The following is a 20428-nucleotide window of genomic DNA, read 5'->3' as shown; positions in this document are numbered from 1 at the left end:
TTGCTGGGTGGCCGATCATCGACAGCCGACTTTCTTGAAGGCAGAGGCATGACGCAACTTCCTGGCCACAGGTCACCCGGTGCCACCGGGCTCTACGATCCGGCATACGAGCACGACGCCTGCGGCGTCGCATTCGTCGCCGACATGCACGGACGACGCAGTCGAGACATCGTCGACAAGGCCATCACGGCACTGCTGAACCTGGAGCACCGAGGTGCCGCCGGCGCGGAGCCCAACTCCGGCGACGGCGCGGGCATCCTGATCCAGCTCCCGGACAAGTTCTTCCGCGCGGTCGTCGACTTCGAGTTGCCTGAAGCTGGTTCCTACGCCACCGGCATCGCCTTCCTCCCGCAGGCTCGCCGCGAAGCCGCGCGCGCCGCCTACGGCGTCGAGAAGATCGTCGCCGAAGAGGGCATGGCCGTACTCGGCTGGCGTGCGGTGCCGATCGACGAATCCTCGCTCGGCGCGCTGGCCCGCGATGCCATGCCGACCTTCCGTCAGCTGTTCATCGGCTCGCCCAAGAACTCGGCCGAGCAGCTCTCGGGCATGGACCTGGAACGTCGCGCCTACGTGATCCGCAAGCGCATCGAGCACGAGCTCGGCAACGCGGGCCCCGGCGAGGGTGCGGTCGGCAAGGAGTCGGTGTACTTCCCGAGCCTGTCCGGCGAGACCTTCATCTACAAGGGCATGTTCACCACGCCGCAGCTACGCGCGTTCTACCTGGACTTACAGGACGAGCGCGTCGAGTCGGCCATCGGCATCGTGCACTCGCGCTTCTCCACCAACACCTTCCCCTCGTGGCCGCTGGCGCACCCGTTCCGCCGGGTCGCCCACAACGGTGAGATCAACACCGTCACCGGTAACGAGAACTGGATGCGCGCGCGTGAGGCGCTGCTGCGTTCGGACGTGTTCGGCAAGGACGAGGCAGGCAACAACCGCCTGAACAAGATCTTCCCCGTCTGTACCCCCGGCGCGAGCGACACCGCCCGCTTCGACGAGGTGCTCGAACTGCTGCACCTGGGCGGGCGCGACCTGCACCACGCGATCATGATGATGATCCCCGAGGCGTGGGAGCGCAACGAGAACATGGACCCCGCGCTGCGGGCGTTCTACGAGTACCACTCGATGCTGATGGAGCCGTGGGACGGCCCCGCCTCGGTCTGCTTCTCCGACGGCAAGAAGATCGGCGCCGTGCTCGACCGCAACGGTCTGCGCCCGGGCCGCATCTGGGTCACCGAGGACGGCCTGGTCGTGCTGGCGTCCGAGGTCGGCGTGCTCGACATCGACCCGTCGACTGTCGTGCAGAAGATCCGCCTGCAGCCGGGCAAGATGTTCCTGGTCGACACCGAGCAGGGCCGCATCGTCACCGACGCCGAGATCAAGTCGGAACTGGCCGCCGCCGAGCCGTACCAGGAATGGCTCGACGCGGGCGTGAGCCGCCTGGCCGACCTGCCGGACCGCCCGCACGTGCACATGTCGCACGACCGCGTGCTGATCCGTCAGCAGATCTTCGGTTACACCACCGAGGACCTGAGCCTGCTCATCACCCCGATGGCCAAGACCGGCGGTGAGGCGCTCGGCTCGATGGGCACCGATACCCCGATCGCGGTGCTGTCGAACCGGTCGCGCCTGCTGTTCGACTACTTCTCGCAGCTGTTCGCGCAGGTCACCAACCCGCCGTTGGACGCCATCCGCGAGAAGGTCGTCACCAGCCTCAAGCGCAATATCGGCCCCGAGGCCGACCTGCTGCACCCCGGCCCGGAGTCGTGTAAGCAGATCGCGCTCGAGCAGCCGATCCTCGACAACGACGAGCTGGCCAAGCTGGTCCACATCAACGACGACGGCAGCCACCCCGAGCTGCGGTCGGTCGTGGTCCGTGGTCTGTACCCGGTCGCCGAGGGTGGCGAGGGCCTGCGCAAGGCCCTGGCAGCCATCAACACCCAGGTCTCGGCCGCGATCGACGGTGGCGCGCGCATCATCGTGCTGTCCGACCGCGAGTCCAACGAGAAGCTGGCGCCGATCCCGTCGCTGCTGCTCACCTCCTCGGTGCATCACCACCTGGTGCGCGAACGCACCCGTACCATGGTCGGTCTGGTCGTGGAGGCCGGTGACGCCCGCGAGGTGCACCACATGGCCGCCCTCGTCGGCTTCGGCGCCGCCGCGATCAACCCGTACATGGCCTTCGAGTCCATCGAGGACATGCTCGAGCGCGGTTCGCTGTCGCTGCCCGCCAGCACCGGCGACCTGGCCGCCGACTACCGCAAGGCCGTCGCGAACTACTGCACCGCGGCCAGCAACGGCGTGCTCAAGGTGATGTCGAAGATGGGCATCTCCACCCTCGCCTCCTACAACGGCGCCCAGCTGTTCCAGGTCATCGGCCTGGCCCAGGACCTGGTCGACGAGTACTTCACCGGCCTGCGTTCGCCGCTGGGCGGTATCGGTCTCGACGAGATCGCCGAAGAGGTGGCCATCCGCCACCGCACCGCGTTCCTGGAGAACCGCAACGAGCGCGCGCACCGCGAGCTCGAGGTCGGCGGTGAGTACCAGTGGCGTCGCGAGGGCGAGTACCACCTGTTCAACCCGGACACGGTGTTCAAGCTGCAGCACGCCACCCGCACCGGCCAGTACTCGATCTTCAAGGAGTACACCAAGCTGGTCGACGACCAGTCCGAGCGTCTCGCCGCGCTGCGTGGTCTGTTCAAGTTCAAGAAGGGCCTGCGCGCGCCGATCTCCATCGACGAGGTCGAGCCCGCCTCGGAGATCGTGAAGCGGTTCTCGACCGGCGCGATGAGCTACGGCTCCATCTCGGCCGAGTCGCACGAGACCCTCGCTATCGCGATGAACCGGCTCGGTGCCCGCTCCAACTCCGGTGAGGGCGGCGAGAGCCCCGCTCGCTTCGAGGTGGAGGAGAACGGCGACTGGCGCCGGTCGGCGATCAAGCAGGTCGCGTCGGGTCGCTTCGGCGTCACCGCGCACTACCTGACCAACGCCACCGACATCCAGATCAAGATGGCCCAGGGTGCCAAGCCGGGTGAGGGCGGTCAGCTGCCCGCGCACAAGGTGTACCCGTGGGTCGCCGAGGTGCGTCACTCCACGCCGGGCGTCGGTCTCATCTCGCCGCCGCCGCACCACGACATCTACTCGATCGAGGATCTGGCGCAGCTGATCCACGACCTGAAGAACGCGAACCCGCAGGCTCGGATTCACGTGAAACTTGTCGCGGAGCCGGGTGTCGGCACCGTCGCCACCGGTGTGTCCAAGGCACACGCCGACGTCGTGCTCATCTCGGGCCACGACGGTGGTACCGGTGCTTCGCCGCTCACCTCGCTCAAGCACGCGGGTGGTCCCTGGGAGCTCGGCCTGGCCGAGACCCAGCAGACGCTGCTGCTCAACGGCCTGCGCGACCGCATCGTCGTCCAGGTCGACGGTCAGATGAAGACCGGCCGCGACGTGATGATCGCCGCCCTGCTCGGCGCCGAGGAGTTCGGTTTCGCGACCGCTCCGCTGGTCGTCTCGGGCTGCATCATGATGCGCGTGTGCCACCTCGACACCTGCCCGGTGGGTATCGCCACCCAGAACCCGGTGCTGCGCGAGCGCTTCTCGGGCAAGCCCGAGTTCGTCGAGAACTTCATGCTGTTCATCGCCGAGGAAGTGCGTGAGCTGCTCGCCGAGCTGGGCTTCCGCACGCTCGACGAGGCCATCGGCCGGGTCGACCTGCTCGACACCGCCAAGGCCAAGGAGCACTTCAAGGCCGCCAAGCTCGACCTGTCCCCGATTCTCGACATGCCGGAGACGGCGTTCATGAACCAGGACACCCGCTGCACCGGCACCCAGGACCACGGTCTGGACAAGGCGCTGGACAACGAGCTGATCGCCCAGGCCGCGCCCGCGCTCGAGCGTGGCAAGGCCGTGAAGATCGAAACCAAGATCACCAACGTGAACCGCACGGTCGGCACCATGCTCGGCCACGAGGTGACCAAGCTCTACGGTGGCGCGGGCCTGCCCGACGACACCATCGACATCACCTTCAACGGTTCGGCGGGCAACAGCTTCGGCGCGTTCGTCCCGGCCGGTATCACGCTGCGTGTGCAGGGTGACGCCAACGACTATGTCGGCAAGGGCCTTTCGGGTGGCCACATCGTGGTCCGCCCGTCGCTGGACGCACCCGCCGGCTTCGTCGCCGAGGACAACATCATCGCGGGCAACGTGATCATGTTCGGCGCCACCAGCGGCCGCATCCTGATCAACGGTGTCGCGGGCGAGCGGTTCGGCGTGCGTAACTCCGGCGCCACCGCGGTCGTCGAGGGTGTGGGCGACCACGCGCTCGAGTACATGACCGGTGGCCGCGTGGTCATCCTCGGTGGTACCGGCCGCAATCTCGGTGCCGGTATGTCCGGTGGTGTGGCGTTCGTCTACGACCCGGAGGGCACGCTCGCCGAGCGCGTCAACCCGGATCAGGCCGATGCGATCGAGCAGCTCTCCGGTGACGACTTCACCTGGCTGCGCGACATCATCAGCACCCACCGCGACGAGACGGGTTCGGCTGTGGCCGAACGCATCCTGAGCGACTGGTCCCAGCAGGTGAACCACTTCGTGAAGGTCATGCCCCGCGAATACAAGAAGGTTCTGCTCGCCATCTCCGAAGCCGAGAAGAGCGGCAAGGACGTTGACGAGGCGATTATGGAGGCGGCTCGTGGCTGACCCACAAGGATTTCTGAAGCACACCTCGCGGGAACTCCCGGCGCGTCGACCGGTCGAGCTGCGTCTGCTCGACTGGAAAGAGGTCTACGAGGACAAGTTCTCCCACGAGACCCTGCAGAAGCAGGCCAGCCGCTGTATGGACTGCGGTATCCCCTTCTGTCACAACGGTTGTCCGCTCGGGAACCTGATCCCCGAGTGGAACGACCTGGTGTACAAGGACTCGTGGCGCGAGGGCATCGACCGGCTGCACGCCACCAACAACTTCCCGGAGTTCACCGGGCGCCTGTGCCCGGCGCCGTGTGAGGCGTCGTGCGTGCTCGGCATCAACCAGCAGCCGGTGACCATCAAGCAGGTCGAGGTCGAACTCATCGAGAACGCCTTCGACGAGGGCTGGGTCACCCCGGTGTACCCGACCCGCCTGACCGGCAAGAAGATCGCCGTCGTCGGTTCGGGCCCGGCCGGTCTGGCCGCCGCGCAGCAGCTCACGCGTGCCGGTCACACCGTCACCGTGTTCGAGCGCGACGACCGCATCGGTGGCCTGATGCGCTACGGCATCCCGGAATTCAAGATGGAGAAGTCGGTCATCGACCGGCGTCTGGCGCAGATGGAGGCCGAAGGCACCATCTTCAAGACCGGCGTGAACGTGGGTGTCGACATCACCGCCGAGCAGCTGCGTGAGCGGTTCGACGCGATCGTGCTCGCCGGTGGCGCCACCATCGCCCGCGACCTGCCGATCCCGGGCCGCGAGCTCGACGGCATCCACCAGGCCATGGAGTTCCTGCCGCTGGCCAACCGTGTGCAGCTCGGCGACGACATCACCGACGAAGAAGGCCTGCCGCCCATCCACGCCAAGGGCAAGAAAGTCGTCATCATCGGTGGCGGCGACACCGGCGCCGACTGCCTCGGCACCTCGCACCGCCACGGTGCCGAGTCGGTGCACCAGTTCGAGATCATGCCCCGTCCGCCGGAGGAGCGCGCAGGCTCCACCCCGTGGCCGACCTACCCCCTCATGTACCGGGTCTCCTCGGCGCACGAGGAGGGCGGCGAGCGCGTGTTCTCCGTGAACACCGAGCGTTTCGTCGGCAAGGACGGCAAGGTCACCGGCCTCGAGGCCCATGAGGTCAAGATGGTCAACGGCCGTTTCGAGAAGGTCGAAGGCACCGACTTCACCCTCGAAGCCGACCTGGTCCTGCTGGCCATGGGCTTCGTCGGCCCGCAGAAGCCGGGCCTGCTGACCGACCTCGGCGTCGGTTACGACGGCCGTGGCAACGTCCAGCGCGACAAGAACTGGGCCACGAACATCCCCGGCGTCTTCGTCGCAGGCGACATGGGCCGCGGCCAGTCGCTCATCGTCTGGGCCATCGCCGAAGGCCGCGCCGCCGCGGCCGCCGTCGACAAGTACCTCGAGGGCGAAACCGCGCTCCCCGCGCCGATCCCCCCGACCGCTGTCGCCCAGCGGTAATCAGTTCGACCGAAGGCGCCCACGGACTCGCCAGTCCGTGGGCGCCTTCGTCGTCACACCGCAGGTGGCGCCGGAGTTTGCCAGGGATATGCGTCGGGTATGAATCCCTAAGGCGCTCAAAGACTTAGGGGTGCCGATAATGGACGTGGCCGATCTTCCTTGCAGCACATAGACTTTCCGTGACGAGGTGTACGGGAGATCCGAGGGGGAGCTGTGCCGTTGCCGCCGGGAACGTTGGCGTATCTGCGCCGCGCAGCAGAGCGCGGTGACGGTACCGCTATGCACAACCTTGCCCACTTCTACCATGATCACAGCGATTACGAGGGTGCGGAGTACTGGTTCCGGCGGGCGGCGGCGGCGGGGCATACGCGCTCGATGAACAATCTCGCGGTGTTGCTCGATCAGTTCGGGGAGCTGGCCGAGGCCGAGATCTGGTATCGGCGGGCGGCGGCGGGCGGCAACGGCAACGCCATGTACAACCTGGCCACCATGCTGTATCAGAGCGGCGACATCGCCGAAGCCGAAACCTGGTACCACCACGCGGCACTCGCGGGGCACGTGGACGCCATGTACAACCTCGCGCGGTTGCTCGAGGACGACAACCGGCTCGACGACGCCGAAGCGTGGTACGACGAGGCGGCCGCGGCGGGCGACATCGACTCGATCAACAATCTCGGTCTGCTGCTGCGTCGGCGGGGCGCGATCACGGCGGCCCGGCGCTGCTTCCGGCGCGCCGCCGATCTCGGTCATCCGAAGGCGATGGCCAATCTCGCGGCTGTCCTCGAATCCGAAGGGGCGCACCGGGAAGCCGAATCCTGGTATCGCCGCGCGGCCGGCTGATCCGGTCCGCCTCGAACACGACTCCTCGACTCGGTTCTGCCCTGTCATCGGCCACCACCGAAGTGGGGGCACCCGCTGAGTGGCGCTGACGTGCATTCGCACTATGGCGAGTTCTGCGAAGACTATTAAAACGGAAGTTCGCCACCGGGTCGCTGAATGATGGAAACCGGGATTGACCACGGGCTTCGATGGATGTCGGCGAACCAGTCCGTCGGTTACCGAAAAGTATTGATACCGAGCGGTTTTCCAGCAACCACCAGCAAACTTCGGGGGCGCAGTAATTTTCCCGCGTTCGGGATGCGGAAATTTGCGGGCGGGTATAGCGTCTCGTGCTGTCGAACATTTTCGAGGACAGACCGGGGGTGCGGGTGAATTCTCTCGACGGCTGCCTGAAACGCATCATGGACATTCCCGGTGCGTGCGGCGTGACGCTGGTCGACGGTGCCAGCGGCCTGGCGGTGGCCGCCGTCGGTGCGCACGACATCGTCGACGAGCACGAGGACGCCGCGGGAACCACCGACGTCATGCGGACGGTCCTCGCGTGCACCGCGCTCTCGAGCACCGCCACCGACGACGACGTCCGCGAACTGATCGTCTGCCGTGACAGAGGCTTTCACCTGCTGCACCTGCTCGACGGCGATTTCGAGGGAAGACTTTTCGTCCACGCGGTATTTGACGGCGCCGGCGCCAATCTGGGAATGGCGCGCTATCAGCTCAAGGCCGCGCTGGAAGAAATGGCCCGCCGATGAGCGCGGCCCTCGCCGAAGAACTCCAGCGGCTCGAAGAACAGGGCTCCACCGGCATATTGCGGGCCGGCGACGGCGAATTCCATTTGGCCCGTGGCGCTATCGCCTCCGTCGGTTGCCGGCGCACCATCGGTCTCGACCGGCTGGCCGTCGAAGCCGGTGTCGCGACCGACGAGGATCTGCGCCGCGCCCGCGCGGGCGAGCCGGGCGCGCTGCTGCGCCGCCCACGCCTGGAGACTCTCGCGCGGCTCTCGGCCTACGACGCGGCCTACTTTCTGCTCGAAACCGAAGCCGAAGCGGAGTTCGTTCCGACGGAGGAGCACTGGCTCGCTCCGGTGTGCCGGATCGCGCCGCACGCACTGGTGAGCGAATGCGCGCGGCGCCGACGCCCCGAGGCCGGTCCGTGGACCGCCGACATGGTGTCGACGGTCCCCGTCTCGCCCGCGCATCGGCCACGCAAACGCACGGTCCTCACCGTCGGCCAGGCCGAAGTACTCGCCGCCGCCGACAACCATCGCACCATCGCCGACATCGCCCGCGAGCTCGGCCGGACCACCTACGGCTGCCTCGTCGCCGTCCGCGACCTGACCAGAGCCGGGCTGATCGAGGCGCCGGAACCCGTCGAGCCCGAGCGTCACGCCCGCCCGGCGCCCCTGCCTGAGCACGGTCGTCATGCAGCGCCATCGGGCACGGGTTACGCCGCAGCGCAGGAGAATTCGATCAGTGGCTCGGCGCTGATCGCGTCTGCTCGGGTGGTATCGGCGGCGAATCCGGCCCCACCGCTCCCGCGCCGCGTCCCATCACCGGTAGCCCCACCGACTCCGGGCAGGCACGCGCTCGTCGAGGAAGCGAGCGCGGCCGCCCGGACCCCCGACGCGACAACTCGTACCTCTGACACGACCGCCCGGACCCCGGATGCGACAACGCCTGTCGCGAGCACCACCTCCCGGACCGCGGACCAGAACTCCCAGAGCACGGAAACCTACTCCCGGACACCCCCGGTGGACCAACCCTGGCAGCAGGTGGATCGCGCGCTCCTGATCCGCATCAGGACGGCGTTGGCGGAGCTGGCATGACCGGGCGCAGGAACCTGCTCGGCGAGTGGAGGGAAAAGTTGACCAAAATGCCGCTGCCCGAACGTAAGCCGACCGGTTCCGAGCTCACCGGACCGACCCCGTACGGCCAGGACCAGACCACGCGACCGCTGCCGCAGAGCTATCCGGCCGTCCAGGCCGAGCTCACCGGCCTGCGCGAGCGCGTCCCCCACCTCACCGGCACGGTCGTCGCCTCCAGCGACGGCCTGCTCATCGAACACGACCTACCCGCCCATATCGAACCGGCCGGGATGGCGGCGCTGGCCGCCGCGCAGCTGTCGCTGTCGTACCGGTTGGCGAGCACCGCGCACGGCGGTGGTTTCAACGAGGTCGTCGTGCACGGCAGCGACGGGCAGGTGGTGATCTACGCCGCCGGGTACACCGCGCTCACCGTGCTCGCGGGCCCGGATGTGAACGTCGGCCGGCTCCACCTGGAGTCGCGTCCGGTAGCTCGCGCCATCGCCGCTCATCTGGCGGCGGCGCACGATTGAAAGGTACGACATGTCGAATATGGATCTGGCGCTCAAGGACATGATGGTGATCGACGGCGCGATCGGCGCCGCGGTCGTCGACTACAGCAGCGGCATGGCCCTCGGAATGCTCAGCAGCAGCAAGTCGTTGGACCTGCAGGTCGCGGCGGCGGGCAACACCGAGGTGGTGCGCGCGAAGCTGCGGACCATCGAGCAGCTCGGTCTCAACGAGGAGATCGAGGACATGCTCATCACCCTCTCGGGTCAGTACCACGTGATCCGGCCGATGACCGGACGCAAGTCCAAGGGGCTTTTCCTCTACCTGGCGCTGGACCGCACCCGCGCCAACCTCGCCCTGGCCCGCCACCGGCTCAAGGGCATCGAGGAGGAGCTCGAGGTCTAGGCCGGCGCGGGCCGGGTGAGTCGCGGGCTCACTCGGCCGAAATGAATTCTGTGACAACGATCGGACAAGCTCGTCATACTCATGTGGCACAGGCGCGGTAGTACCTCTATTGTGATTCGCGGCGAGGTCTGGGAGCCACACGTAAACGGGGTTTGCTCTCCAGCGGCGAGCAAGGTGGAACTGGAGCGGTATGCAGGTGAAGAAGATTGTCGCGGCGCTCGGTGCGTCCGCGGCGATGTTGTCCGGAATCGTTGTCGGCAGCGGGAGTGCCAGTGCGGCGCCTGCCTGCCCGAGTCTCTACGTCGTCGCCATTCCCGGCACATGGGAGACCGGCATCGACAAGCCGCCGGGGCCCGGCATGCTGTCCGGCGTCACCAACGGGCTGCCGCGCAATGTCGACGTCGACTACGTGACCTACGCGGCGACCGCCTTCCCGTGGGAGGGCGATGTCTACGGCAATTCCAAGAAACAAGCGGTGAATTCGGCGCGCGGCCTCATCTCGGCCAAGCTCGCACAGTGCGGTGACACCAAGGCCGCCCTTGTCGGCTACAGCCAGGGCGCCGACGCCGCGGGTGATCTCGCGGCCGAGATCGGCACCGGGCTCAGCACCATTCCGGCCGATCGAGTGGCCGCGGTCGGCCTGATCTCCGATCCGCGCCGCGCACCCGGGGACGTGCAGGTCGGCCCGCACGCACAGGGCGCGGGTGCCGGTGGCGCGCGGCCGGGCGGCTTCGGCTGGCTCAGCGACCGCACCCGCACCATCTGCGCGGTCGACGACCTGTACTGCGCCACCGCGACCGACGATTTCGTCACCCGGTTCGCGGGCTTCCTGGCGCAGAGCTCGGACGCCAACCCGGCGAACCTGTGGCGCTACCAGATCGAGGCGGGCGCGATCATGCAGGATCTGATGGCCCACGGCGGTGTGCCGGTGCTGCAGGCGCAGCTCTCGGACGCGGCGAACCAGAAGCGGGCCAAGGATCTCGAGCAGTTCTACAAGTCGCAGGCGCACCACCTGTACGGCAGCTACTCGGTGGGTGGCGGACACACCGCCATCACCTGGATGCGCGACTGGATCGCCTCGCACGCCTGAGTTTTCGCAGGTGAAGCCGGGTGCGGGATTTCCCGCACCCGGCTTTTCTATGTGGTTCGGGCGAGGTTGCGTGGCAGCAGATCCCACACGTGACCGGACTCGTTGATCGTCGCCGCCGTTCGGGTGCCGCTGCGCGAGTAGAGGATCCGGGTGATCGAGCAGTAGTCGACGGGGAAGGTGAGCGGGCGGGCCAGGCCGAGGATGTCGGCGAGCAGCACATTGACGACCCCGCCGTGGGCGAAGGCGACGACCGTCTCGGTGTGCGGGGTGGCGGCCACGAGTTGTTCCACGGCGCTCAGCACGCGACGGGTGAAGGCGGGTCCGTCTATCTGCTCGGGCAGCAGACCGGCCTTGATCCGGGTGTAGGCGTCGGCGAATTCGGTCTTGGCGTCTTCGATGGGGATGTAGGCGGGCAAATCGCGGTCGTATTCGGCGAGGTCGTCGATGATGTCGACGGGCAGGTCGCGGGCGAGCGCGGTCGGTGCGGCGGTATCGCGGGCACGTCGCTGGGGGCTCGACACGATGCGGGTGATCTCGTGGGCGGCCAGCGCGGCGGGGACCCGCTCGGCCTGACTGCGGCCGATGTCGGTGAGACCTGGATCGGCGGCGGTGGTACTTGCCACGACCTTGTCGGGCTGGGCATGACGCACGAGAATCAGCTGCACGTCACCCACTGTGCCCCATGAGGGGGTGACTTGTCGTCCAGGGGCGGTACAGGTGCGGGCTCGCGGCGCGCGTGCGCGCTGCCGCGAGCCCGGCGAAATCAGATCATGGCTGGCCGTACGGCGGCTGGCCGTAAGGCGGCTGACCACCCTGTCCCGGGCCGCCGCCGTAGGGCGGCTGGTTCGGCGGCTGGTTGTTCTTCTTCTTGTTCTTGAGCATGAAGACGAGGCCGACGACGGCGAGGACGACCAGCAGGCAGCACACGCCGCCGATGATGAGACCCTTGCTGCTCTTCTTCCCCTTCTTCTTCGCGGCCAGTTCGGTGACCAGATCCGAGCCGACGAACGTGTCGATGCTGCTCGCGAGCACCTGTGGGTCGACCAGTGCGGCCGATGTCAGCAGGTCAAGGTACATATTCTTCCCCATCCGATGGTGTGTTGTCCCGGCATCCTCCCGGTGCCGGAACATCCGAGAGTACTGCTGTCGCTGCGGGTTTCGTCAGGAAAACCGCAGGACGCAGTGGTTCATCGCTGTGTCGCGCAAGATCGTTTACAGCCAGGGTCCGTGTACCCGTTTTCAGCGCGGTTTCACCAACGGAAACGGCAGAGTCTCGCGGATGCCGCGTCCGGTGATGAACATGACCACCCGGTCGACCCCGATACCGAGACCGCCGGTCGGCGGCATGGCGTGCTCGAGCGCCTGCAGGAAATCCTCGTCGAGCTCCATCGCCTCGGGGTCGCCACCGGCGGCGAGCATGGACTGTTCGGTGAGGCGACGCCGCTGTTCGACGGGGTCGGTGAGCTCGCTGTAGGCGGTGCCGAGTTCGACCCCCCAGGCCACCAGATCCCAGCGTTCGGTCACGCCCTCGGTGCTGCGGTGGGACCGGGTCAGGGGGGAGACCGAAGTGGGAAAGTCCAGGTAGAACGTCGGCTCGGTGGTCTTCGCCTCCACCAGGTGCTCGTACATCTCGAGCACTACCTGGCCGGCGTCCCATCCGCGCTGATAGGTGACACCGGCCGTGTCGCACAGCTCGCGCAAGCGGGTGAGGTCGGTCGCGGCGGTCACCTCGGTGCCGAGGGCCTCCGACAGCGCGCCGTGCACCGTGCGTACCCGCCATTCGCCGGAGATGTCGACCTCGGTGCCGTCGGGGCGTAGCACCACCTCGGCGCCGTTGGCCGCGACCGCCGCGTCCTGGATCAGACGGCGGCACAGCTGCAGCATCCGCAGATAGTCGCTGTGCGCCTCGTACGCCTCGAGCATGGTGAATTCCGGGTTGTGGCTGTAGTCCACGCCTTCGTTGCGGAAGGTCCGCCCGATCTCGAACACCTTCTCGATCCCGCCGACACACAGCCGTTTGAGGTACAGCTCAGGCGCGATGCGCAGGTACAGGTCGAGGTCGTAGGCGTTGATGTGGGTGCGGAACGGGGTGGCGTTGGCGCCGCCGTGGACCTGCTGCAGGATCGGTGTCTCCACCTCGAGGAAACCCCAGTCGTGCAGTGACTCGCGCAGCGAATGCAGAACGGCGCTGCGTTTGGCGAGCAGTTCGCGGCTGTCGGCGTTGATCGCCATGTCGACGTAGCGGCGCCGGACCTTGGCCTCCGGATCGGTGAGGCCACGCCATTTGTCGGGGAGCGGGTGCAGGCACTTGCCGTTCATCCGCCAGTCCTGGGCCAGCAGCGACAGCTCGCCGCGTCTGCTCGTGCCGATCCGGCCGCTCACCTCGATGAGGTCACCGAGGTCGAAGTCGGTGCTGAATTCGCCCGCCCGGGCGCCGACCCGTTCGCGGTCGATGAGCAGCTGGAGATCACCGGTCCAGTCGCGGACCACCGCGAAGATCACCCCGCCGTAGTCGCGGATGCGGGTGATCCGACCGGCCACGCGCACGGTTGTTCCGTGCGGGCAACGGCGTGCGTCGGCGATGGTGTGGGTGGGCGGATAGGCGGCGGGGTAGGGGTCCACGCCGCGCGCGGTGAGGCGGTCGAGGGTGGTCATCCGCACGCGGACCTGTTCGGGGCGGCGGGGGCCGGACTCCTCGTCGGCGTCGATGCCGTCGGGGGCGCTGCCGTCGGCGTGCAGGCCGGTGACCGTCGCCGGAACGGCGGGCGTGGTCCCGGTGTGGACAGCCGGGTCGGGTTGTGGGCCCAGGCGCGGCAGGAACCCCTCGGCCAGTCCGCTCGCCATCGCGACCCGCGGCAGTTGCCTGCGGTCCTCGTACAGGAAGAACCGTGGCACCCAGCGCGGGTGGTACTTCACGTTCGAGCGGTACAGCGCCTCGAGCTGCCACCAGCGCGAGAAGAACAGCAGCACACCGCGCCAGGCACGCAGCACCGGTCCGGCACCGATGCGGCCACCCTCGGCGAACACCGAGCGGAACACCGCGAAGTTCAACGAGATCCTGGTGATGCCGTACTGATCGGCATCGAGGGCGAGCTGCGAGATCATCAGCTCCATCACGCCGTTGGGGCTCGCGGGATCGCGGCGCATCAGTTCCAGCGACACCCCCGTGCGTCCCCACGGCACGAACGAGAGCATCGCGTGGACCCGTTCGTCGTGGTCGATCGCCTCGACCAGCAGGCAGTCGCCGTCGAGTGGGTCGCCGAGGCGGCCGAGCGCCATCGAGAAGCCGCGTTCGGTCTCGGTGTCGCGCCAGGTGTCGGCGCGCGCGATCACCTCGGCGAATTCGGCAGACGATATCTCACTCGCCCGGCGCACCCTGATCCCGAAGCCGTTCTTGCGCAACCTGTTCGCGGCTTGGCGCACGGGCTTCATGGCGGGGCCTGCCAGCGAAAATGTGCGGGTGTCGAGCACGGCTTCGTCGCCGAGGCGCAGCGCCGACAGACCCGCCTGCTGATACGTCAGCGCGCCCTGCTCGCTGGCGCCCATCACCGCCGGTGCCCAGCCGAATCGGTCGGCCTGCTCGAGCCAGGCCCGGACAGCTTGCGGCCAGCCCTGTTTCGGCCCGATCGGATCACCGGCCGCCAGGCAGACGCCGAGCTCAACGCGATAGGTGATGGCCGCCTTGCCGTTCGGGGCGAAGACGACCGCGCGGTCGCGGCGGGTGGCGAAGTAGCCGAGCGAGTCGTCCACATCGCCGCTGGCGAGCAGGCCGCGCAGCGCTGACTCGTCGAGCGCGGTCATGGCGTTGCCTGCCCGTTGCGACCGCAGCAGCACGATCACGGCGGCGATCAGCGCGAGGGCGCCGAGCAGACCGAGCACGAAATCCACCCAGCCCGGCGGGTGCCCGTCGAAGTGTTCGTTGTCGACCAGGACGGCCGCGGTCACCCGCGACACCGCCCACAGCGGTCGCTGCGCACCGCGCGGCAGCGAACCCGGGAACAGCTCGACCAGACCCCAGCCCAGCAGGCACCCGAACGCACAGCCGCCGACCAGCACCGCGAGCGCCTTGCGCACCGCACCCGGCCGCACCCGGGTGTAGAACTCCGCGCGGGCGGCGATCAGGATCGCCAGCACCACACCGTGCACGAGGAACGCCACCAGCGGATCCAGCTCCCGCGTGCTCGCGTAGTCGACGATGTTGGTGATCGCGTACAGCGTCAGATAGATGACGAGCAACCACCACGCCACCCGTTTGCGGCTCGCCGCCGCACCGGCCAGTAACCCGACGACCAGCGCCCACACCAGACTCGTGTCGGGCGCGTCGAAATAGTGGGTGTCCACATAATCGCGCGGCACCTCGGTGAGCTGCCGCAACCCCGGTGACAGGCTCCAGAGCGCGCACAGCACCGCGAACACACCGAGCGCCAGCCCGGTGATGTGCGGTACCTCGGAGAACCTGCCGTGCGCGCGATGGGGCACCCGGTCGACAGAGCTGCTGGGGTGTTGCTCGGCCCGCGTGGAAGTCACCGATCCAGTGTGCGTGCCCACGGGTGCGAACCGCAGGGGGTCGCCGACGGCGTGTTCGTCACCGTGGGCCCGGTGGACGACCGGATTTCCCGACGGGGTAAGTATTAGCGCATGTCGGAACCAGTGGACGTGCCGATCGATGACGAGGTCATCCGGCTCGGGCAATTCCTCAAACTGGCCAACCTGATCGATTCCGGTTCGGAGGCCAAGTCGGTGATCGCCCAGGGTCTGGTCCGGGTCAACGACGAAGTGGAACTGCGCCGCGGCAGGCAGCTACAGGTCGGCGACGTCGTTGTTCTCGCCGGTCACAAGGTGCGGGTCAGCGGAGCCTGAAACCACGGTCTCCACGCACCTCCCGACCTCGAGGAGGGATCGCCGACGAAGTCGGCGGTCGGCGGCCGTCCCGACGCTCAGGTGCCGTTGCGTAGGCGACGAAGGAGCAAGCAACGGTGCCTGATCGTCGGGACCTGTGGGGCCGCCGACTCGAGCGCGCCAGCGCTCCTATGACACCGCGCGGACTACGACGCCGTCGTGGTCGCTGTAGAGCATCTCGCCGGGGACGAAGGTGATGCCGCCGAACTCCACCGGCACGTCGCGTTCGCCGCTGCCGGTCTGGGTGCTCTTGCGCGGGTTGGTGCCGAGCGCCTTCACCCCGATGTCGAGGGTGCGCAGGATGGCCGAGTCGCGCACGGCGCCGTTGACGACGACGCCCGCCCAGCCGTTGTCCACGCCGCGGCCCGCGATGATGTCGCCGACCAGCGCGGTGTGCACGCTCGCCCCGCCGTCGACGACCAGCACCTTGCCCTCGCCCGGTTCGCCGAGGGTCTGCTTGACCAGCAGGTTGTCCTGGAAGCAACGGATCGTGGTGATCCGCCCGGCGAACGCTTGACGGCCACCGAACTGGATGAACTGGGTATCGCAGCTGCGGATCTCGGGGCCGATCTCATCGGCCAGATCGGCGGTTGCCACTACATTCGCTGATTCGGTCATGACGCCGATTGTGTCAGGTGGTCGGGCGGTGGGCCTTCTCGATCTCGCTGATGAGCGCCTCGGTGGTGTGTTTCACGGCGATCTTGATGAACGGTTCGATGGTCTTGCCGAGCATCTTGCCCGCGATACCGCCGGGCACGAAGTACTGGATGTGCGCGTCGATGGTGCTGGTGTCGGCGCCCTTTGGCGTGAAGACGAACGTCGAGAGGATCTCGAAACCCTTGATCGACTTGGTGCCGATCACCGAGCCTTCCTCCCAGCGCACCACTTCGATGCGGGAGGTGAGCGAGGCGGGGCCGAGCTTCATCTTCCCGTCGAACTTCGCGCCCACACCTTCGGTCTGTTCGGTGACGGGGGTGAAGGACTCGATGCCGTACCAGAATTTCGGCAGGTTGCGATAGTCGTTGACAAAGGCGAATGCCGTTTCGGCGGGCGCTGCGCAGTCTTCGACAATCCTCACGTCGCTCATACCGGCAACTGTAATGCGTTTGTATGGCGTCTAAGCGGTCACGGCCAGTGTGGCGGCCAAGCCGAGCGCCACCGCCATGAGCGTCACCTCGATCGCCGCGTTGCGGACCGACACGTCCGCGGTGACGCGGTGCTCGGCGGCCCGGCCCACCCAGGTGCGCCGCCACCACCAGCCGAGCCCGGCGAGCATCGCGAGCACAATCACCTTGGCAAGCATGATCCGTCCGTAGCCGGTGGTCACCAGGGCGGGCACCGAGCCGAGGCGGACGAGGCCGTCGATGAGCCCGGTCACCGCGATCATCGCGACCAGCGGCGCGGCGGCGGTCGAGTAGCGGGGCAGCGCGCTCGCCCAACCGCCGCGCGTGCGCACGACCAGTGCCAGCGCGAGCAGCAGCCCGAACCACGCCGCCGCGGCCAGGGCGTGGACCGCGACGAGCACCGATCCGAGCACCTGCTGCGACATGTGCCCGGTGATGGGTCGCAGGGCGAGTGCGACCGCCGCGAACACCAGGACCAGGTCGGCCGAGGCGTCGTCGGGCCTGCGGAACGCCCACGCGGCGTAGCAGGCGACGGCGGCGGTGCAGAACAGGATGGCGATCCCGATCTGCCCGCCGCTGAGCCTGCCGAGGAACGTGCCGAATTCGCCCGCGGCGAGTTCGTGCACCGGCACGCCCACGATGCCCGCCGCCTCGCACACCAGCAGGGTGAACTCGGCGCCCAGCCAGATCGTGGCCAGCACCGCGACCGGCCGCCACGCCACCGCGAGCCGGTGGTCGAGGCGGGGCAGCGCGGCCAGCCCGAGCACCGTCGCGCCCGCGCCGTCGGCGATCACGCGCGCCCACGCCGCGGCCGGAAAACCACCGGTCCGGCGCAGTATCCAGGCGAGTACCACTCCGGCGAGGGCGGCGACGACGACCGGAACCAGCACGCGCCACCGGCCTCCGGTCGTCATCGGCGCCTACTTCTTGCGGCCGGTGCCGAGCAGCGCCACCGCGAGACCGACGCCGAACAGCACGACACCACCGGCGACGAACACCCACACGGGCACGCCACCGGACTCCTCGCCGTCGGAGCCCTCGTCCTCGCCGGGCTTGGCGCCCGGTGTCCCGGTGCCTTCCTTGGTGAGGGTGAAGGTCCGCGTCCCGCTGACGGGATGACCGTCGGCGGAGGTCACCCGGAACGCCATGGTGTATTCGCCGACCGGCCCGAGTTCACCCACTTCCACACTCACCGTGCGGCCCTCGACCACCGGCTTGCCCTTGGACCACAGCCGCCCGTCCGGACCGACCACCGTCAGCGACGGAAACGTCTGCTGCAGTTCCTCGTTGAAGGTGATGCTCGCGCGCGCCGGGCCTACCTCGATCGACGAACCGTCCTCGGGAACGCTGCTCACGGCACCGGAGTGCGCGTTCGCGATCCCGGTCGCGCCGAAGATCAGGGCGAACAGGCCGGCGACCAGGGTGATGGCGAACCGCCGTGCCAGGCGACGCCGCGCCGACCGATTGATCTCGGCCACAACCTCGTTCGGCACGACGACCTGCGTCGAGGTCTGTCGCGAGCGCCCGGACACCGCAGGGGTCTGACAGCGTTCCATCACGACTTCCTCGACCGCGCGACGAGCCCGAGACCGAGCGCGGCGGCGAACAGGCCGAGTGCCAGGCCGATACCGCCGGTCCAGCGAGCCACCGAGTCGGACTCCGCTTCGGCGGGCTCGTCGGTGGCGACGTGGTGGTCACCGCCGTCGGAACCACCGGATTCGCTGAGTGCCAGTGTGGGCGCGGGGTATTCGGGCTCAGCGCCGCCGGTGCTCGGCTGATCCCAGGCGACGACCTTGCCGTCGCTGTAGGTCTGCCGCGCGGGGAAGGTCACCTCGTCCTGGGTGGGCAGCGGTCCGAGCGAGAGCACGAAACGCTGGAACTGACCCGGTCCGACACCGGGGTTGCCCGGCTCGGCGGTCCAGGCGACGGCCACTGCCTCGCCCTTGTCGTTGCGTTCGATGCGGGAGGACCAGCCCGGCATCGGTTCGGTGCGAACGCTTTTCAGGTTCGGCACGGTGACGCTCACCGAGGTGGTCGAGGCGGTGTCGGATTCGTTGGGCACCTTGAAGGTGGCGACGGTGTACTTGCCTTTGGCGGCGCCGGGCGCGTCGACGGTGACGTGCGCCGCCGCCGAACCGCAGGCGGCGAGCACGAGTGCGGCCGCGAGACCGGCCGTTGCCGTCCCACGGGTGATGAAGTTGTGCATGGAATGCCTTCTGTCCGAAGAGTTCTGATGTCGAGTGAGATCAGGCGGACAGCGGCGGTGCGCGCGGACATCGCACACCTTCCCGACGGGTGCCGAGGACGATGTCGACGTTTTCCGTCCAGCGCGCGGCACGGTGCGTGATGTCGATTCGCGCAACGGTGAGGACCGCCCGGATCACGCCCGACGCAACGAGATACAGCCGTTCGGCGACGAGAATCAGTGCGGCACAGACGACCGCGGCCAGCAGGTGCGCCACGACCATCGGCGCACTCGGCAGGTGCAGCACATCGAGAACGCCGCCGTGATGATCGAGCGTCCCGGTCAGCGCGTAGTGCCCGGCCCATTGACCGCCGATGAGTGCTCCCGCTGCCCGCACCCACCCGGCATCGGCACGACGCGCGAAGGTGGGGAGAGCCCGGCCCCCGGCGAACGCGCCCGTCGCGAGCGAAACCAGCAGCAACAGCGCGATTTCCGCCGAGCGCGGCACCCCACCACCGGCCATACCGTGCGCGGCGACGGCCAACGCGCCGACGAGTACGCCGCAGCCACCACCGCGCAGGCGGGAGGTGAGCTGCGGCGTCGTCACAGGTTCAGCGGACGCCGAGGCGGGCCAACGCGTCGTTCTCCAGGACCGACAGTTCGGTGGAGATGGAGGTGTGCACGGCCTTGCGGCGCGCCGCGGGCATCTGCTCGGCGGTGCGCACGGCGACGGTGAGGTCGGTCAGCCGCGAACGGGCCGCCTCGACGAACTTCTTGGTTTCGCCGTCGGGGGAGTCGGCCGCGATCTTGTCCAGCGCGTTCTCGGTGTTGGTGATGCGGGCCTGCAGGCGGGCGCCGTGGCCGCTGAACTCGCCGAGCTGGTCGAGGCCGATGCCCAGCTGCTGTGCCTTGCGCGCGTCGAGCTGCCCGCGCACCAGGGTGGCGCCACGGTAGGCCAGCGGCGCGAGCACCGGGATCAGCACCCGCGCCACCCCGATGTACTTGCGGATCTGGGCCGCGCTGAACAGTTCCCGATCGGCCTTGGCGGCCAGCTTCTGTGCCGCCTTCTCCTCGGCCTGCAGCGCGGCGATCTGCGCCTTGGCCACCTTGGCCTCGGTGCGGGCCTGCGCCTTCAGCGCGCGGCGGGTGGTCCGCTCGCCCGCCTTGGCCGCCTTGCGCTCGTTCTTGGCGCTGAGTTTCGCCTCGACGGCGGCTTTGTGCTTGAGCGCCTTCGCCTCCGCGCGACGACTGGGCCGCCGCTTACGCTTGCTGAACAACCCCATGAGATCAGGCCCTCCGTCATGCTCGCCAAGTCACGAGGCAGCGCCGTCCGGACCGGCCTGCCGTACTTCGTAGCGTAGTGGGATCAGGGTAGCGATTGGGCAATGTGTCGGGGGTAAGGACCATACTGCTG

Annotated in this window: 19 protein-coding genes; 9 read left to right on the top strand and 10 right to left on the bottom strand. The window is 68.2% G+C overall.

Annotated features, from left to right (window positions below):
- The first annotated feature begins 48 nt into the window (after nucleotides 1-48).
- From gltB to AB0I35_RS00905, 8 genes are all read left to right on the top strand, one after another.
- Entirely contained in the window at nucleotides 49-4701 is a 4653-nt protein-coding gene (gene gltB / locus AB0I35_RS00940; protein WP_357393197.1) for a glutamate synthase large subunit, read from the top strand.
- Entirely contained in the window at nucleotides 4694-6163 is a 1470-nt protein-coding gene (locus AB0I35_RS00935; RefSeq protein ID WP_067644101.1) for a glutamate synthase subunit beta, read from the top strand. Before gltB ends, AB0I35_RS00935 begins: the two co-directional genes overlap by 8 nt.
- Before the next feature lie 279 nt (nucleotides 6164-6442).
- The gene (locus AB0I35_RS00930) at nucleotides 6443-7003 is read left to right on the top strand and encodes a tetratricopeptide repeat protein (protein ID WP_357393195.1); all 561 of its coding nucleotides are present in this window, start codon (nucleotides 6443-6445) and stop codon (nucleotides 7001-7003) included.
- Nucleotides 7004-7428: 425 nt separating this feature from the next.
- Nucleotides 7429-7752 (top strand): hypothetical protein, encoded by a 324-nt coding sequence (locus AB0I35_RS00925; protein ID WP_357393193.1) that lies wholly within the window; start codon nucleotides 7429-7431, stop codon nucleotides 7750-7752.
- Nucleotides 7749-8825, top strand: coding sequence for a hypothetical protein (locus AB0I35_RS00920; protein WP_357393191.1), 1077 nt, complete (start codon nucleotides 7749-7751; stop codon nucleotides 8823-8825). The genes AB0I35_RS00925 and AB0I35_RS00920 overlap by 4 nt, the downstream gene beginning before the upstream one ends.
- The gene (locus AB0I35_RS00915) at nucleotides 8822-9334 is read left to right on the top strand and encodes a roadblock/LC7 domain-containing protein (RefSeq protein WP_357393189.1); all 513 of its coding nucleotides are present in this window, start codon (nucleotides 8822-8824) and stop codon (nucleotides 9332-9334) included. Before AB0I35_RS00920 ends, AB0I35_RS00915 begins: the two co-directional genes overlap by 4 nt.
- 10 nt (nucleotides 9335-9344) lie before the next feature.
- Complete coding sequence (locus tag AB0I35_RS00910; RefSeq protein ID WP_357393187.1) at nucleotides 9345-9716, top strand: hypothetical protein; 372 nt, start codon at nucleotides 9345-9347, stop codon at nucleotides 9714-9716.
- Between the two features lie 190 nt (nucleotides 9717-9906).
- Nucleotides 9907-10806 carry a cutinase family protein gene (locus tag AB0I35_RS00905; protein ID WP_357393185.1) on the top strand — a complete coding sequence of 300 codons (900 nt, stop codon included), beginning with the start codon at nucleotides 9907-9909 and terminating at the stop codon, nucleotides 10804-10806.
- Nucleotides 10807-10853: 47 nt separating this feature from the next.
- Here the strand turns inward: AB0I35_RS00905 and AB0I35_RS00900 are convergent, their stop codons facing one another.
- The 3 genes from AB0I35_RS00900 to lysX form a co-directional block, all read right to left on the bottom strand.
- Nucleotides 10854-11471, bottom strand: coding sequence for a histidine phosphatase family protein (locus AB0I35_RS00900; RefSeq protein ID WP_357393183.1), 618 nt, complete (start codon nucleotides 11469-11471; stop codon nucleotides 10854-10856).
- Nucleotides 11472-11574: 103 nt separating this feature from the next.
- Nucleotides 11575-11895, bottom strand: a complete 321-nt coding sequence (locus AB0I35_RS00895) for a hypothetical protein (protein ID WP_357393181.1) — start codon at nucleotides 11893-11895, stop codon at nucleotides 11575-11577.
- A gap of 150 nt (nucleotides 11896-12045) precedes the next feature.
- Nucleotides 12046-15285, bottom strand: a complete 3240-nt coding sequence (gene lysX, locus AB0I35_RS00890) for a bifunctional lysylphosphatidylglycerol synthetase/lysine--tRNA ligase LysX (RefSeq protein WP_357394120.1) — start codon at nucleotides 15283-15285, stop codon at nucleotides 12046-12048.
- A gap of 159 nt (nucleotides 15286-15444) precedes the next feature.
- On the opposite strand from lysX, the gene AB0I35_RS00885 reads away from it, so the two are divergent.
- Nucleotides 15445-15666: an RNA-binding S4 domain-containing protein gene (locus tag AB0I35_RS00885; protein ID WP_357393179.1), complete on the top strand. Its 222-nt coding sequence runs from the start codon at nucleotides 15445-15447 to the stop codon at nucleotides 15664-15666.
- 168 nt (nucleotides 15667-15834) lie between these two features.
- Here AB0I35_RS00885 and rraA read toward each other — a convergent pair whose 3' ends face one another.
- The 7 genes from rraA to AB0I35_RS00850 are packed head-to-tail and all read right to left on the bottom strand — an operon-like array spanning nucleotide 15835 to nucleotide 20297.
- On the bottom strand, nucleotides 15835-16323 hold the full coding sequence (gene rraA, locus AB0I35_RS00880) for a ribonuclease E activity regulator RraA (protein ID WP_357393177.1): 489 nt from the start codon (nucleotides 16321-16323) through the stop codon (nucleotides 15835-15837).
- A gap of 13 nt (nucleotides 16324-16336) precedes the next feature.
- Nucleotides 16337-16792, bottom strand: a complete 456-nt coding sequence (locus AB0I35_RS00875) for an SRPBCC family protein (protein WP_357393175.1) — start codon at nucleotides 16790-16792, stop codon at nucleotides 16337-16339.
- 30 nt (nucleotides 16793-16822) lie between these two features.
- Nucleotides 16823-17743, bottom strand: a complete 921-nt coding sequence (locus AB0I35_RS00870) for a CopD family protein (RefSeq protein WP_357393173.1) — start codon at nucleotides 17741-17743, stop codon at nucleotides 16823-16825.
- 6 nt (nucleotides 17744-17749) lie between these two features.
- On the bottom strand, nucleotides 17750-18385 hold the full coding sequence (locus AB0I35_RS00865) for a copper resistance CopC family protein (RefSeq protein WP_357393171.1): 636 nt from the start codon (nucleotides 18383-18385) through the stop codon (nucleotides 17750-17752).
- Nucleotides 18385-19035: a YcnI family protein gene (locus AB0I35_RS00860; RefSeq protein ID WP_067644123.1), complete on the bottom strand. Its 651-nt coding sequence runs from the start codon at nucleotides 19033-19035 to the stop codon at nucleotides 18385-18387. Before AB0I35_RS00860 ends, AB0I35_RS00865 begins: the two co-directional genes overlap by 1 nt.
- Before the next feature lie 40 nt (nucleotides 19036-19075).
- Nucleotides 19076-19621 (bottom strand): hypothetical protein, encoded by a 546-nt coding sequence (locus AB0I35_RS00855; protein ID WP_357393169.1) that lies wholly within the window; start codon nucleotides 19619-19621, stop codon nucleotides 19076-19078.
- A gap of 4 nt (nucleotides 19622-19625) precedes the next feature.
- Nucleotides 19626-20297, bottom strand: a complete 672-nt coding sequence (locus AB0I35_RS00850; RefSeq protein WP_067495246.1) for a DUF6474 family protein — start codon at nucleotides 20295-20297, stop codon at nucleotides 19626-19628.
- Nucleotides 20298-20428: the final 131 nt, after the last annotated feature.

This window comes from Nocardia sp. NPDC050378 (genome assembly GCF_040655675.1).
In the GTDB taxonomy this organism is placed as follows: Bacteria; Actinomycetota; Actinomycetes; order Mycobacteriales; family Mycobacteriaceae; genus Nocardia; species Nocardia coubleae.
The sequence above is the reverse complement of the archived record's forward strand: the minus strand, read 5'-3'. Positions and strand labels throughout refer to the sequence as shown.

What these genes read in the sequence shown, in the direction of transcription:
- AB0I35_RS00885 (WP_357393179.1), top strand. Translation starts at nt 15,445, where the DNA reads ATGTCGGAACCAGTGGACGTGCCGATCGATGACGAGGTCATCCGGCTC.
- AB0I35_RS00860 (WP_067644123.1), bottom strand. Translation starts at nt 19,035, where the DNA reads ATGCACAACTTCATCACCCGTGGGACGGCAACGGCCGGTCTCGCGGCC.
- AB0I35_RS00930 (WP_357393195.1), top strand. Translation starts at nt 6,443, where the DNA reads ATGCACAACCTTGCCCACTTCTACCATGATCACAGCGATTACGAGGGT.
- AB0I35_RS00905 (WP_357393185.1), top strand. Translation starts at nt 9,907, where the DNA reads ATGCAGGTGAAGAAGATTGTCGCGGCGCTCGGTGCGTCCGCGGCGATG.
- gltB (WP_357393197.1), top strand. Translation starts at nt 49, where the DNA reads ATGACGCAACTTCCTGGCCACAGGTCACCCGGTGCCACCGGGCTCTAC.
- AB0I35_RS00895 (WP_357393181.1), bottom strand. Translation starts at nt 11,895, where the DNA reads ATGGGGAAGAATATGTACCTTGACCTGCTGACATCGGCCGCACTGGTC.
- rraA (WP_357393177.1), bottom strand. Translation starts at nt 16,323, where the DNA reads ATGACCGAATCAGCGAATGTAGTGGCAACCGCCGATCTGGCCGATGAG.
- AB0I35_RS00850 (WP_067495246.1), bottom strand. Translation starts at nt 20,297, where the DNA reads ATGGGGTTGTTCAGCAAGCGTAAGCGGCGGCCCAGTCGTCGCGCGGAG.
- AB0I35_RS00920 (WP_357393191.1), top strand. Translation starts at nt 7,749, where the DNA reads ATGAGCGCGGCCCTCGCCGAAGAACTCCAGCGGCTCGAAGAACAGGGC.
- AB0I35_RS00910 (WP_357393187.1), top strand. Translation starts at nt 9,345, where the DNA reads ATGTCGAATATGGATCTGGCGCTCAAGGACATGATGGTGATCGACGGC.
- AB0I35_RS00915 (WP_357393189.1), top strand. Translation starts at nt 8,822, where the DNA reads ATGACCGGGCGCAGGAACCTGCTCGGCGAGTGGAGGGAAAAGTTGACC.
- AB0I35_RS00875 (WP_357393175.1), bottom strand. Translation starts at nt 16,792, where the DNA reads ATGAGCGACGTGAGGATTGTCGAAGACTGCGCAGCGCCCGCCGAAACG.
- AB0I35_RS00865 (WP_357393171.1), bottom strand. Translation starts at nt 18,385, where the DNA reads ATGGAACGCTGTCAGACCCCTGCGGTGTCCGGGCGCTCGCGACAGACC.
- AB0I35_RS00870 (WP_357393173.1), bottom strand. Translation starts at nt 17,743, where the DNA reads ATGACGACCGGAGGCCGGTGGCGCGTGCTGGTTCCGGTCGTCGTCGCC.